Below are 13,803 nucleotides of genomic sequence, written 5' to 3'. Positions count from 1 at the left end.
TTCGACATGAAAGCTTGTGAATTATCGCATTTATTTTGTCACTTCACAATTGACAGTTTTTAAATTGGTCTAGGTACACTATGACGGTTAACCATCAATTTGGCCGAAAAAAAAACGGTTGACCCAGACTGACCGAATCCAGTCTGCATCATCCGTTTTGACCTTACACTTTAACTTAACTTCCAACGGTCTAGAATCCCGTTGAACAGACGGTTAGCCGTCGTCATCTGATCGAGGACCGTCCGGGGACTTGCGGTAAAGTTATCGTTCGCCCACTTATTAATAATTCCCAACGCGCCAGCAGCAATAAATTCCGCCGACGTGTCGATCACGTCTTCCTTTAAGTAACGATACTCGGGCATTGCGTGGAGCAAAATTGACAATCGTGAAGCCACAAACTCATTCATTGATTGACGCCAAACGCCATCATCATAGGGATAAGCGTTCAGGAAAATCTTAGAATTATCAGCGATCCGTTCCAACAATTGAATTGTTGCCGGTCGCCAGTTCTCTAAGGTCAGGGCTACGGGTTGTTCATGACGCGGTGCTTCAACGATAAAGTGTTGATAGACAAAGGTCAACAACTCGTATTTATCGGCAAAGTAGTAATAGAACGTCTTTCGGTGAACTTCCGCTTCGTCCGCAATCTCACGGACCGTAATCTTATCAAACGTATTGTGGTTCAACAACGAAGCCAAGGCCTCCGCAATTCGCTCCTTAGTTTCCGATGCAGCCATCGTGATACCTCCAATCATTCACACAACATTTTATTTATGTTTTGTGCGTTACTAGCATCCCCCCTGGAAGCTAGTAACCTTAACTAACGTCCCAAGCTGACTAAAATTATACGCGTCTTCTAGTAAGAAGAAACCCTTTTCGCGAAAAAAATGTCAGTTCATTGTTGAGTAGTTACGCCTATCAACAATGCTATCAATTTAGTTTTTGGACAGAATTGATTATAGCATATCTACCGGTACATTGTACGATACTTTTGTGCACAATAGGTAAGAAATCCGTAAATTTTCTGGAAAATACCTAATTTTTTTCGAGAACTACGCGCTCAGTCGTCATCGCCAGGCTTCCTTCGAGCCGCAACAGCGATTTCTTCCGAATCAGTCCACCGGCGTAACCAACTAAATCCCCCATTTGCCCAACAACTCGATGGCATGGAATCACCAGACTAATCGGATTGTGACCGACAGCATTGCCCATGGCACGGGCTCCCGGGTTATGACCAATCATTGGGGTCACCAATGTTGCCAGTTCACCATAAGTTCGAACTTCGCCATATGGAATTGTTCGTAACACCGACCAGACGACCTGACGAAGCGCCGTTCCGGCTGGTCGAACAGGGAAATCCACCGGCGGCTGTTGCCCGGCAAAGTAGGCCGTCAGCCACTCTGCCAACTGGTCAAAGACCGGTGCATCCCCCAGTGATGTCTCAGCTGATAGCGTGCTCCCATAGTGTTGCTGGTCGGTAAACCACAGACCCGTAAGCGCATCGCCATCACTGGCAGCTGTAATCGTTCCCAATGGCGTCATGAGTTGCTTCTGTCGCATCATTTATCACCCTTTTTGCTTATTTTAGCATTAAAAAAGCGGGTAGGCTAATATTGCCTACTCGCTTTTTGAAAGTTGTCCCGTTTTTAGTGGTATAGGTCGAACCGACCCTTGCTGAAGACCGTGCTCAAATGGGCACTCTCCAAGATGGAACGATCGGTAATGACCTTCTTCAAAGCAGATGCCGGATATCCCTTGACCTTCCGCTTATTGCTAAAGATTTCACCGATTCCATCCCGGTCACTCAATGAAGCAACCGTGCCGACTGACTTGTACACGAACGGCCGTGTCTCGTGGCCACGTAGTTGCAAGCCAATATTCTTAGCAGCCTGCGCCCCAGCGGCCAATGCAATCTGGGCAGTCGTTGGATAAGGCCGGTTGCTCTCAGCATCCATCACGGCCGCGACATCCCCGACAACGTAAACTTCGGGATGACCCTCGATTGACAGGTCGTCCTTAACCACGATCCGGTTCCGCCGTTGTTCAAAGCCAGAATCAGAAATGACGTGTGAGCCGCTGACCCCGACCGTCCAAACGATGGTATTGGCTGGCTGCTCGTGTTCTTCATCGTTACTGTCAGTGTAAACGACGACCCCCGGCTTGATCTCTTTGATGTTTGACCCTAACTTCATTTCCACATTGTGCTTAGCCATGAAGCGCATCGCATACTCTGCCAGTGACTTGTCAAACATTGGCAGAATGGCTGGCGATCGTTCCAAGCAGACCAGCTTAATCTCCGGCGTATTGTAGCGTGTCTGGAGCTTTGGCAGGGATTGGGTCAATTCCCCTAACAACTCGATTCCGGTAAAACCAGCCCCACAGACGGCCACTGTCAGGTCGTTAGGGTCTTGCGTCTGAGCATAGCCTTTTACTGTATCCTCGATGTGCCGGTAAACGGCTTCGGACGTCTTCAGGTCATCCATTGGTAAGGCATTTTCTTCGGCACCCTTGAGGCCAAATGTTTCGGTCTGAAAACCCAATGCCAAGATTAAATAGTCATACGTGATCGGCTCATGGTCTTTCAGCGTTACTTGCTTCTGGTCAACATCAACGTTGGTCACACTGTCTTGAATAAAGTTAACCCGACTGCCGATCACATCGTTGATTTCATAGGTAATCCGCTCGGGCGCAATCGTCCCAGCCGCCACCTCATGAAGATTGGTTTTTTCTGCATGGGTCCCCGTCTTATCGACCAAGATAATCTCATCGTCACTTGGAACCTCACGTTGTAAAAATTTAATAGCCCGCATGCCTGCATAGCCACCGCCTAGAACTAAAACCGTTGCCATTGTAAACGACCCCTTTTCTACTGTAGTTTCCCAATTCACGATTAGCTCGTTAACACTTCTACTGGTTAAACCGGTTACATTTTCAGCCAGCCATCACTCCCCCCGGAGGAATCGGTGGGTGAACTAACCAATTAGGGATGATTTACCTCTATTATACGAGTTATCAAGTGAAAAGCTATTGATAACGGTTAGCAATTTTCTTCACAATCTCCCCAGCACCCAGGCTGCCCCAAATTCATTTGATGAGTCGCTTTAGCTGAAACTTTTCCACAAAACCTTTATTGTAGAGGTTAGTTAAGTGAACGAAACTTAGGAGGCTTTTGAATGACAACATTGATTATTGGCGCTCACGGCCACGTGGGCCAACACATCGTGAAGCAACTCGCAGCAACAGGTGAAACGGTGTACGCCGGCATCCGTTCCGCCACCCAGGCCGACAGCATCACTGCTTTAGGCGGCCAGCCCCGAATCGTTGACCTGCTGGGTACTGCCGACGCTATGGTCCCCGCTATGGCTGGCGTTGACACAGTGGTCTTCTCTGCCGGTTCCGGCGGCAGTACCGGGGACGATATGACGTTGAATATCGACCTCGATGGGGCAATTAAGTCCATGATTGCCACCGAAAAGGCCGGCATCAAGCGGTTCATCATCGTCAGTGCTATGGGCACCGACGATCGGACCTTCTGGGACAAATCCGGGATTCGGCCCTACTACGTTGCCAAGTACTATGCTGATCAGTGGTTACGCCATCGGACCAACTTAGACTACACGATCGTCCGGCCAGGAATCTTAACCAACGACGCACCAACGGGCAAGATCACTCTGGACACGGCTAACAGCGATATCAAATCCATCAGCCGTGAAGACGTGGCCGCAGCGGTTGTTGCTGTGGTTAAGCATCCCCTGCCTAAGCAAACGTTTGAATTAGTTAATGGCGATACGGCGATTGCTGACGCCGTGGCAGCTGTAAAGTAACGACTGTTCCCTTACGTTAACCAAATCAGGCCGCCCCTGGACGTTCACACCATTGTGAATGTCCGGGGGCGACCTTTAATTTTACTTAAAAAGCCAGCAGCGCTCTCTGGCACCACTGACAATTTAGCTTCTATTTTGCTGATTCACGTGCGGGCATTACACCCAAGGGATGGCGCTAATTTCATCTGGCAAAGCTTAGACCGTCACTTTTTACTTTAATTGGTCGTCACTGTGCTTCTGGTCCAGGTTCAGGGCACTGGCATCAACTACCGTTTGGACTTGGCTAGCAATTCTTTTCGTGGTGACCCGCTTCAAGTGGATCTTCATGGGATGAATCGGCGCTGCAGGCCGTGAATCCAATTGCACCGTCGTTCGGACAGCCGGGGCCGCTGTGTTGGTCGTCGTCACCGTGGCGGCGGAAGCCCCCGCGGACGTTGCCAATAAAGTTGTTACAGTCATGGCACCCAGAATTACTTTAGTCATCATTGCTTTAATTTTAGTCATTTTAACCACTCCTAAGTTCGTTGTTTGGCTTATCGCTTTCGATGTATTAGTTATACCATCCGGTCAGGCCATTAATCTTTAAGCTTCGTTAAGGTTAAAATATGAATTTCTTATTTTTGCCACGGCGTTGTGTGGTATCATGCCTGTAAACCACGTCACAGCAAGGAGTATCGCTTAAACATGAAAAATACAATTCTACTAGTTGAGGACGAAGAGGGCCTCGCCAGTTACGTTGCTAAGGAATTAACTTTTGAAGATTTTGACGTCCTGACCGCTGCCGATGGGGAAGCCGCCTGGGAGACTTATCAGGAAAAGAAGGATGACCTGCTCTTAGTTCTCCTGGACTGGATGTTACCAAAGATGGATGGCATGCAGGTACTCCGTCGGATTCGAAAGCACGACGACCTACCCGTGATCATGATGACGGCTCGCGACTACCTCGGCGATAAGATTACGGGCCTCGACACTGGCGCTGACGATTACATCACGAAGCCATTTGAGATTGAAGAGTTGTTGGCGCGTATCCGGGTGATTCAGCGACGGACTGCTCATCAGAGCGGTCGCGACCAGACCTATCACCTGCAAGACCTGACGTTGGTCACCAAGACCCGGCAAGTCGACCGCGGTGGCCAAGCCATTCAATTGACCCAGCGCGAATACGATCTGCTCCTTTTCCTATTACAACACCCGGGCCAAGTCTTTACCCGCGATGAACTCCTCGACAATGTCTGGGGCGTCGACTTTCTCGGCCAACAGAATGTGGTCGACGTTTACATCGGTTATTTACGCAATAAAATTGACGTTGGCGACGCTCCCCACCTGTTCCACACGATCCGGGGCGTCGGCTACAGTCTTAAAGAGGATGATGACGATGCCGGCTAAACAGCCTCGAACCTACGCGGATATTATCCGCCATTCCTTTACCAGCCTACTCACTACGATTGGCATTGTCATCGTACTGACCGTCAGTGTGACCCTGGTCGTGGATCAGTTACTGCGCGCACAGAATCAGGCCGAACAACTGAGTGCCAGCCTCCAAACTTCACAAGTCACGAACTTTCAAGACTGGCTGGCCATCAACCGCTCGAGCGGCCTCAATTCCCACAACACATTTGTCTTCATTAAGAACGCCAACGGCTCGACCACTTCACTGCTGCCCCACGGCAACGCGTTGGCCAACGCCAGCACTTGGTCGGTCCCATTTACTCACCTGACCTACTTCAAGGGCTTGGGCCTCTTCTTCGCGGAAACGTTGAAGACTGGCGGTCGCACGTATCACCTCTACATCGGGATGCACGTGCTGGTCGGTAACCTCCACGTATTGATTGCTGTGTTGATCATTGCCATCGGCCTCAGCCTCCTGATTGGGCTCTTCTTTGTGCGACGATTGGCCAAACGTATCAGCGCGCCCACGATTCAACTCGCTCAAGCGGCCCAACAAGCTGCGGCCAACCCCGAGACGACCCAGACGGAACTTCCCCAACCACAGGAACCCGTCGAGATTTCCCAGCTGGCTAAGGACTTCAATCAGTTGTTAGCTTCTCAGAACGGTCGACTACAGCGTGAACGACAGTTTATTTCCGATGCCTCTCACGAATTACGGACTCCGATTGCGACGATCCGAGGGAATATTAAGTTGATTGAACGCCGCGGCGACAAGCATCCCGAGGTCATCCCCGAGTCACTGGGCTTCATTGATCAGGAATCGCTACGCATGCAGCATTTGATCGAAAATCTCCTACATCTGTCGCGAGCCGACCGGGCCGAGGTAACGCTACAGCCGCTCAATATCGCACAACTGACCCAGAGCGTTGTGACTCACTACCAACCACTGGTCACCCAACCACTGAGCTTCATCGGTCCCGGCGACCCGGTAATGGCCTTGGGCGACACTGACATGCTTCATCAGATCCTAACGGCACTCTTGGATAACGCCCACAAGTATTCGCCGGCAGACCAGCCCATAACCGTAACCGTCGCGCAGAGCGCTGGCCAGATTACCGTAACCGTGGCTGACCAGGGAACCGGAATTCCTGTGGCCGACCGGGCCCACATCTTCGAGCGCTTCTACCGAGTCGACGCCTCTCGCTCCAGCAAGATTGAAGGGAGTGGGCTCGGTCTAGCCATCGTGTCGCAGTTGGTCCAACTGAATCAAGGAACCATTACGGTGAGTGATAACGATCCCCGTGGTACCAAGTTCACCGTCATTCTTCAGGCCACTGATGAACTGGCTTAAACCGTCACCTACAGCTGTCAGAGTCCCTGGCTACTTTATGCGACAATCATCAAAAATCGAAAAACTAAGAAATTCTCAGACAAAACTTAACTTACATCAAGGACTTTCGCTACCTTTTCCAGGTATACTGGGTTCATCAAATGAAAGGAAGCGGACAATTATGCTGATAGATGACAACCCAAAGATTAAAACGATTACTCCCGCCCAGATTACGAAAGTGTTCTACCCTTACGTCATCGCCAAGACGGAAGCCGGGAGTTACGTCAACATTAAGTTAAGCGACCAGGAGCGCAAGGACCCCCTCTTTTGGGAGTCAATTGCCAACATTGCGAAAGCCAAACTGTGGGTCCCAATTGGCGAGAAGTTCCACCAATTACTGGCCTACGACTGGACGTACTCGCCAGCCTACTAAAAACCCTAAAACTACTATCAAATGATGCGACTGTGTTTAACCGTTACAGCGAGAACGGAACCAGTCGTTTTTATTTCAGAAGATTTCGCTCATGCCCTTACGCCTAGCAGGACTGAGTTTTGAGCTTAAATGCCGACACAAAACACCCCCAGGTCGAACGTCCATTCGTTGACCTGGGGGTGTTCTTCTGTCAGAATCGGAAGACCGCTTCCGATTCAAATCGAGCACTAAATTTTTCGGAGAAATAACCGTAAGCTCACCGTGGCATCGGCTTACGGAGAATCTCAGCTTTCTTCCGCAACTGAGCACGTGTCTGACTGACTAAAATATCGGTTGGGTGGGCGATGCGACCGTCCAGAGAACCCCCAAAGCTTGCCACACAGAAACTCACGAATCCCCAAGCTGACGGTGACCAGTACCCAAAGTAGGGCGCCACCGCTGCCATCATGACGAAGAAACCGATGCTGATCAGACCGCCAAATCCTTGGCGCCCAAACCGATTAAAATATGGATATTGCCGCGTAAAGAGATAGTCGACAAGTAGAACCGCAACCATCGTGCCCATCGCAATGTGTTTGACAGACACTTGATCGATAAAAATCACGGGACTCATCATCAGCATCAACATCATTAGAAACCAAAATGAATGAAAACCATACCGCCAGTCATACCGCATTCCGGTCGCCTCACTTTCAACCTACACAATCGCATCTTCATTAAGTGAAGTGTAGCATGGGGTTAATGAAATTAGGGTAGCTCGCGGTCGCTATGGTAAAGCCAATAGCAATACTAACGCGTGCGGGTTGGACGGGATAGCTTGAAAGCCATTAGCATACTCAACAGTGCTAGGGCCCCCGTGACGACCAGCACCAACAGGGCCCACTGCGACCCCACCGCCGTCTTCACGGCGGTACTTCCCTGACCACTCGCCTGACTGGCGGAGATAATCATGGAAACAACGGCGGTTCCTAGGGCACCTGCAAATTGCTGCATGGCGTTCATGAGCGCATTGCCATCGGCCTTCAGGTCACCCCGCAGTTGTTTCAGGCCAGCCGTCATGATATTTCCAAACGCCGTACCAATCCCGACCATGTAGGCAATGTAGAGACCCAAGACCGCCCAGACCGGTAACTGACGGGCAAACGCGGTCATCGCAAGCAACGTGACCGTCACAATGCTCAGTCCCAAAACAATTGGTTTCTTGGCGCCGAACCGGTCGAGAATCTGACCCCCGATCGGTGAAAACGCAGCCCCAATCACAGCACCAGGCAAGACAACTAAGCCGGCGATGAAAGCGGTTTGCTGATCAACTAATTGCAGATAATTGGGCAAGATAAAGGACAGGCCCAACGCCGTCGTTTGCAAGAGGAAGAACGCAGCTAAATGCCAAGCAAACGCGGAATTTTTCACCGTATCCAACTTGATCAGCGGGTGTTCCACATGATTGGAGCGGAACACAAATCCTAGTAAGCCCAAGATTCCAACGATCCAAGCTCCCAGAACGGACCAACTCAACAGCGGCTGACTGCCCAGTGAACTGAACCCGTAGATCAGACCGCCAAAGGTTGCAATAACCGTCAACATGCTCAACCCATCAAATTTTTCGTGAACGATGGGTGAGACTTGTTGAATAGTTTTGAGTCCCACGAAGAATGACACAATCAAGAATGGTAGCAAGATCCAGAAAATATATCGCCAGTTCAGACTGGTCACGAGGATTCCCCCGTACGTCGGTCCGATTGCCGGGCCAATAGCGGTGATCAGTGTTCCCACCCCCGTCATCATGCCGATTCGACTCAGTGGTACCTGTTCTAAGATAATATTAAACATCAGTGGTAAGGCAATTCCCGTACCCACCGCTTGAATGGCTCGCCCAACCAGCAGCCAGACAAACGCGGGCGCCAACGCATCCACTAGCAATCCGGTAATAAAGAGTAAGTTCGCCGTCACGAAAAGCTGTTTCATTTTAAAGCGTCGTTTCAGAAATGATGAAACAGGCACGATGCAGGCGACAATCAGCAGGTACAATGTCGTCATCCACTGAACCGTTCCAGTGGTCACGCCAAATTGTTTCATTAAAGTTGGAAAAGTGATGTTCATCGCAGTTTCAATGATGACCCCACTCAGAGACATCAACCCCGTCGCCAGGACAGCGCCAATCACCCGTGGTTCAATCTTTTCAGTTGCCATTTACTTACTCCCTTTCTCCGGGGCCTTGCCCCACCGTGTCACGTTCTCTAGCGCGTGACGAAAAGCTACGGCCTCCTGCGCCGTTAATCCAGCTACCATAAGAGCATCCTGTTGTTTCAGGTGTGCCATCACGATGGGGACCAGTTGTTGTCCCTGCGTCGTTAGTTTAAGCTGTCGCTTACGACTGTCGCCGGGTGCCACGACACGCGTCATCAACCCATGTTCCACCATCCGTTTGATTAAGATAGAGGCCGTGGAACGCTGGACGTGAAATTCTCGTTCTACATCAACTTGGAAGGTATCAACGCCCCCGCGACGACCGAAAAAGTCGATCACCGACATCTGCATCCCCGTCAGCCCGTATGGTCGGGCGAATTCGTTCATTTCAAGGTTCATTTGGTGCTCGGCGTCTCGGAGCCAAGCCCCCAACCTTCTGTCAGGCAATTTAAGTCATCCTCTCTTTGTTAGTCAGCTAACAATTCTAAGCTGATTATCCACCGATTGCAAGTGTCATTTCAGAAAAAATCTTGCACGACAAAAAAGTCGTTCCACATCAATAACTGACTTGGAACGACTCTCGTTTTTAAAATTTCAAATTAAAGGTTATCGCCCTTGGCACGCAGCAGTTCACCTAAAGCAGGTTGTTGCTGAACGTCAATGTGGTTCTCCTTGGCGTAAGCATCGACCGTCTCCTGGCCGTAGAGCTTGGCGTCAAGTGGCATGAAGGCCGTCCCAATCGGGTCATCATCCTTGATAACGGCGTTGACCACAATAGGCTTCTTGTTGCCCTTTGCCTGCAGATCCTTGATCTGATCGAAGACCTTTTCGACTTCGGCATTGTTGGTTACGGTAAAGCCGATACCACCCAAGCCTTCGGCAACCTTTGCCCAGTCAGCATCGGTCAGATCGACCCCGTACAAGTGTTGCTTCGTATCGACCTGTTCACGGTAAATGAATCCGAAACGCCGGTTGCTGAAGACCACGTTGATGACGGGCAACTCGTAACGCACTTCCGTAATAATATCGGGAGCGACCATCGCAAAGCCACCATCACCAGAGAACGACCAAGCTTGGCCCTCTGGAACGCTCAAAGCCCCGGCCATTCCGGCTGGTAACCCGTAGCCCATCGTCGCAAATAAGCCGGACAAGACGAACCGCTGTTGCTTGTTCATTGGTAAGCCCCGAACGGACCATTCCGAAACGTTCCCGGTATCGACCCCGTAAGTATCCTTAGGGCCCACCATGGAAGCGACCTTCTTCATCACGGCTTCGGGCGCTAAGCCATTGCTGTCATCATCGGCAAGCTGGGACAACCACTTGTTCCAGTTTTGCTTGTTGAGGCGATTGGCCTTGAGCCAGTCCGTTTCAGGCAACGTTTCACCCGTGGCGATCATGGCTTGCAGGTAACTCTTAGCATCGCTGATAACAGCGTAATCAACGGGCACCATCTTGCCAATATCAAAGGAATTATCGTTAACTTGGATAATCTTGATGTTCTTTGGCCAGAACTGGGCAAATGGGAACTCGGACCCCAAGAACAGGATCAAATCGGTGTGTTGGAGTGCTTCAAATCCAGACTTAGACCCCAAGCGACCAAACGTCCCAATGGCGTTTGGATGATCGGTTGGAATTACCCCGGTGGCCGGCACGGTGTTGATCACGGGAATATTGAACTGTTCGCTAAATTTGACCAGTTCATCGCGAGCACCTAACAAGCCCCGACCAGCATAGATCAAGGGATGCTTGGCGGCTTTCAACAGTTCTAAGGTCGCCGTTACAGCCTTGGGGTCAATTGTTTGGGTAAACGTGTTGGAGACCGTGTTTGGCGTCTTCACGGGTTCATAGTCGATTTCGGTCGATGACAAGTCTTCCGGAATGATGACTACAGCTGGTCCCTTTTGCCGGTAGGCCTCCCGGATCGCCTGGTTGACGACGTAAGGCAGTTGTTCCGCGGTCGTCGCTGTCCGATTGTAAACGGCAACGTCAGCGAACATCGGCGTTTCATCCATTTCTTGGAAGTAATTCGTATTCATCGTCGCTGTCGGCACTTGCCCGACCAACGCCAACATTGGCACGTGATCCATTTTAGCATCGTAAAGACCATTGAACAGGTGAGTCGCGCCGGGACCAGCGGAACCAAAGGCAACACCGATCTTCCCAGTGTACTTGGCATCAGCCGCCGCAGCTAGCGCACCAACCTCTTCGTGCCGCACCTGAATGTATTGAACCTTATCCTTTTCCAGGTACAAGCCTTCAACGGTATGATTAATTGATCCCCCAGGTATCCCATACAGGTGGTCAACCCCCCATGCTTCCAAAACCTTTACCAATGCTTGACCCGCAATCATCTTTGTCATTTGAATCGCGCTCCTTTGATGGGATGTCGCCAAATAAAAGCACCCCGAAATCATTGATTAGTAACATCATAGTCCGTTTCAGGATGAAATGCCAGTAATTCTACTTACTTTTTGTTAGTGAAAATAATCACTTGAATCGTTGCCCAAACAAATGCCGATATTTCCCGCTAAGGCAACAAATAAAGCGCATTCAAAAGATTGCAAATCCATGAGATGCCACGAAAACTAACAAGCCAATTAGCGATAGCTTATTCCGCTCCGACAGTCGCGAATACTAATTTTAGGCAAAGAAAAAGCCCGGAACAAAATCCCAGGCTCTGCTGCTATTCACTCTTATATCGCTGAAACGGTTGTCAAAAGCCAGCTAGTTCCCCGCTCCATGTTTCATCCTTATTTTTACCAGAAATGTCGGTGTTTCAGCATCAGTGCGACCCATACCATGACTCCCAGCATGATCGCCACCGTGATCAACCACGAGACACTGCCTTGATTGGCCAACGGTAGCTTGACGTTCATGCCGTAAAAACCAGTCACAATGGTTGGAATTGTTAAGACCAATGACCAAATCGTCAAGAACTTCATCGTGTCGTTCAGGTTATTATTCAGCACGTTATTGAACGTACTTGAGATTCGGTCAACGACATCGGCCTCGATTGACGTCATTTCAGAGGCTTGGCGTGCTTCGATCACCGCATCATCTAGCCGTTCCTGATTGGTATCAGAAAGTTGCCGACCAAACGGCGTATTGCTGAGATTAACCGCCATCATGGCATTGTTACGCGTGGCACTGACAAAGTAAGCCAGACTCTGTTGCAGGTTGGACAGCGCGATTAAGTCCTTGTTATCCGGCGACTTATTGAGCTGCTTATCCAAACGATTCTGTTCCGCATTGATTTTGCGAATCGGCGCCAGAAATTGGTCGAATAGAATGAACATCCCAACCAGCAACAATTCATTTGTGTCGTAGATTTGATCCAGCTTCAAACGCTCATCCAACAGCGTATTCGCCCAATGTGTATTCTTCGTGGTGATGGAAAAAATGTTATTTCCCTTCAATAGAAACGTCACTGGTCGCGTGATGTAGCGCTGGGATACCTGATCTACGACCACCGGCACGTGCAACACAAACAATTGTGAATTTAAGAAATCGTCCCGGTCATAGTGGGACCGTTCATTTTCATCGGTCACATACGTTAAAATCTCATCGGTTAGGCCATATTTAACCTTCAGGGTCTCTCGGTCGGCTTCTTCCTCAACCATAGTCATGACCCATACCAGGTCCTGATCTTTGGCCCCGATCTTCTTCTCAACTATCATGGTCTCCGCTCCCTCATACAAGCAATGCCCCTAGTGTACCACGTCCCCCGTACCCGCGCTGAAAAAAGTCAATTTTGAAAAGACAGTCACGCGTTCGACAAGCGCAAAATCACCATAAAAGCCGTCGTTTCAAGACCCACGCCTGAAACAACGGCCCAATCACTAAACCTTAACTTAGTTGGAACTCTCTAGACTGGCAGCGTACGCCGTCTCTTGCTTGATGATCCGCGCGCGTTCCTTCTTGTTGTACCAAGGTGAAACGGTGAAGGCCAACACGTCGTTGATCAGGTAGACGGAACTGTTGATAAACATCGCCAGCGTTGCAGAACCCTGCCGGAACGAAATAAACCACAGAACCATTTGAGCGAGACCTGAAGCAATCCACCAGACGTACTGGTTGTTGAAACGTAAGAAGCAAATGATGCCAGCCGTTAAACTGATGGCAAAGCTGATCGCATCGACCCAGGGCCGAGGATCGTCCGTGAAGGCGCCAATGGCCCACCCGGAGATTAGGTAAACGGCAATCGTGGAAACCAACGCAATTGCCCAACTTTTACCGTCAAACTTCCGAATCTTAGAAGCCATGTTAACGTTCCAGCTCGCACTCAGCAGAACTGGAATATCCAGCGTGGCCACGTAAGATAACTGTTCAAAAATACTTAAATAATTCTTAGCAGCGAAACCCGTAACGATGAAGCAAATCGCAGACAGCACACCCAGCCAGCCGTTGACTGACTTGGCCGCGTTGATTGCCAGAACACACAGCACACCTAACGTGGTCCCAATAAACGTCAGCACCGTCAGTAGCGTTATCTGCTGGCCAACTAAGGTCATGACCTGGCACCCGAGGCTAAAGAAGAACAGATAATAATTCTGTTGTGGCCAGCCCTTCAGTTGGTGAGATAAAAATTGAATATAATGCTTCATGTTAATGCGCTCCCTCATATTTTATTAACCACATAT

At 49.9% G+C, this 13,803-nt stretch carries 14 protein-coding genes; 4 read left to right on the top strand and 10 right to left on the bottom strand.

Going from position 1 to position 13,803, the window contains the following annotated elements:
* Positions 1-170: 170 nt before the first annotated feature.
* The 3 genes from FD07_RS03685 to FD07_RS03675 form a co-directional block, all read right to left on the bottom strand.
* Positions 171-737, bottom strand: a complete 567-nt coding sequence (locus tag FD07_RS03685; protein ID WP_020088921.1) for a TetR/AcrR family transcriptional regulator C-terminal domain-containing protein — start codon at positions 735-737, stop codon at positions 171-173.
* 298 nt (positions 738-1,035) lie between these two features.
* Entirely contained in the window at positions 1,036-1,563 is a 528-nt protein-coding gene (locus FD07_RS03680) for a methylated-DNA--[protein]-cysteine S-methyltransferase (RefSeq protein ID WP_020088922.1), read from the bottom strand.
* Between the two features lie 83 nt (positions 1,564-1,646).
* Entirely contained in the window at positions 1,647-2,849 is a 1,203-nt protein-coding gene (locus tag FD07_RS03675; protein ID WP_020088923.1) for an NAD(P)/FAD-dependent oxidoreductase, read from the bottom strand.
* A gap of 324 nt (positions 2,850-3,173) precedes the next feature.
* Here FD07_RS03675 and FD07_RS03670 point away from each other — a divergent pair, with 324 nt between their 5' ends.
* On the top strand, positions 3,174-3,824 hold the full coding sequence (locus FD07_RS03670; RefSeq protein WP_020088924.1) for an SDR family oxidoreductase: 651 nt from the start codon (positions 3,174-3,176) through the stop codon (positions 3,822-3,824).
* Between the two features lie 210 nt (positions 3,825-4,034).
* Here FD07_RS03670 and FD07_RS03665 read toward each other — a convergent pair whose 3' ends face one another.
* A complete protein-coding gene (locus tag FD07_RS03665) occupies positions 4,035-4,328 on the bottom strand; it encodes a hypothetical protein (protein WP_020088925.1) in 294 nt (97 codons plus the stop codon).
* A gap of 180 nt (positions 4,329-4,508) precedes the next feature.
* Here FD07_RS03665 and FD07_RS03660 point away from each other — a divergent pair, with 180 nt between their 5' ends.
* The 3 genes from FD07_RS03660 to FD07_RS03650 all read left to right on the top strand — a co-directional run bounded on the left by FD07_RS03660 (position 4,509) and on the right by FD07_RS03650 (position 6,976).
* The gene (locus FD07_RS03660; protein WP_020088926.1) at positions 4,509-5,210 is read left to right on the top strand and encodes a response regulator transcription factor; all 702 of its coding nucleotides are present in this window, start codon (positions 4,509-4,511) and stop codon (positions 5,208-5,210) included.
* Complete coding sequence (locus FD07_RS03655) at positions 5,200-6,564, top strand: sensor histidine kinase (protein WP_020088927.1); 1,365 nt, start codon at positions 5,200-5,202, stop codon at positions 6,562-6,564. Before FD07_RS03660 ends, FD07_RS03655 begins: the two co-directional genes overlap by 11 nt.
* Positions 6,565-6,724: 160 nt before the next feature.
* Positions 6,725-6,976, top strand: a complete 252-nt coding sequence (locus FD07_RS03650; protein ID WP_020088928.1) for a hypothetical protein — start codon at positions 6,725-6,727, stop codon at positions 6,974-6,976.
* A gap of 256 nt (positions 6,977-7,232) precedes the next feature.
* On the opposite strand, the gene FD07_RS03645 is transcribed toward FD07_RS03650, so the two are convergent.
* The 6 genes from FD07_RS03645 to pnuC all read right to left on the bottom strand — a co-directional run bounded on the left by FD07_RS03645 (position 7,233) and on the right by pnuC (position 13,767).
* Positions 7,233-7,652, bottom strand: coding sequence for a hypothetical protein (locus FD07_RS03645; protein ID WP_020088929.1), 420 nt, complete (start codon positions 7,650-7,652; stop codon positions 7,233-7,235).
* A gap of 113 nt (positions 7,653-7,765) precedes the next feature.
* Positions 7,766-9,166 carry a DHA2 family efflux MFS transporter permease subunit gene (locus FD07_RS03640; RefSeq protein WP_020088930.1) on the bottom strand — a complete coding sequence of 467 codons (1,401 nt, stop codon included), beginning with the start codon at positions 9,164-9,166 and terminating at the stop codon, positions 7,766-7,768.
* The gene (locus FD07_RS03635) at positions 9,167-9,610 is read right to left on the bottom strand and encodes a MarR family winged helix-turn-helix transcriptional regulator (RefSeq protein ID WP_155823040.1); all 444 of its coding nucleotides are present in this window, start codon (positions 9,608-9,610) and stop codon (positions 9,167-9,169) included.
* Between the two features lie 152 nt (positions 9,611-9,762).
* A complete protein-coding gene (spxB, locus tag FD07_RS03630; protein ID WP_020088932.1) occupies positions 9,763-11,523 on the bottom strand; it encodes a pyruvate oxidase in 1,761 nt (586 codons plus the stop codon).
* Positions 11,524-11,919: 396 nt separating this feature from the next.
* The gene (locus FD07_RS03625; RefSeq protein ID WP_020088933.1) at positions 11,920-12,840 is read right to left on the bottom strand and encodes a magnesium transporter CorA family protein; all 921 of its coding nucleotides are present in this window, start codon (positions 12,838-12,840) and stop codon (positions 11,920-11,922) included.
* Between the two features lie 174 nt (positions 12,841-13,014).
* A complete protein-coding gene (gene pnuC, locus FD07_RS03620) occupies positions 13,015-13,767 on the bottom strand; it encodes a nicotinamide riboside transporter PnuC (RefSeq protein ID WP_020088934.1) in 753 nt (250 codons plus the stop codon).
* Between the last annotated feature and the right edge of the window lie 36 nt (positions 13,768-13,803).

This window comes from Levilactobacillus parabrevis ATCC 53295, assembly GCF_001434055.1.
Classification (GTDB): Bacteria; Bacillota; Bacilli; order Lactobacillales; family Lactobacillaceae; genus Levilactobacillus; species Levilactobacillus parabrevis.
The sequence above is the reverse complement of the archived record's forward strand: the minus strand, read 5'-3'. Positions and strand labels throughout refer to the sequence as shown.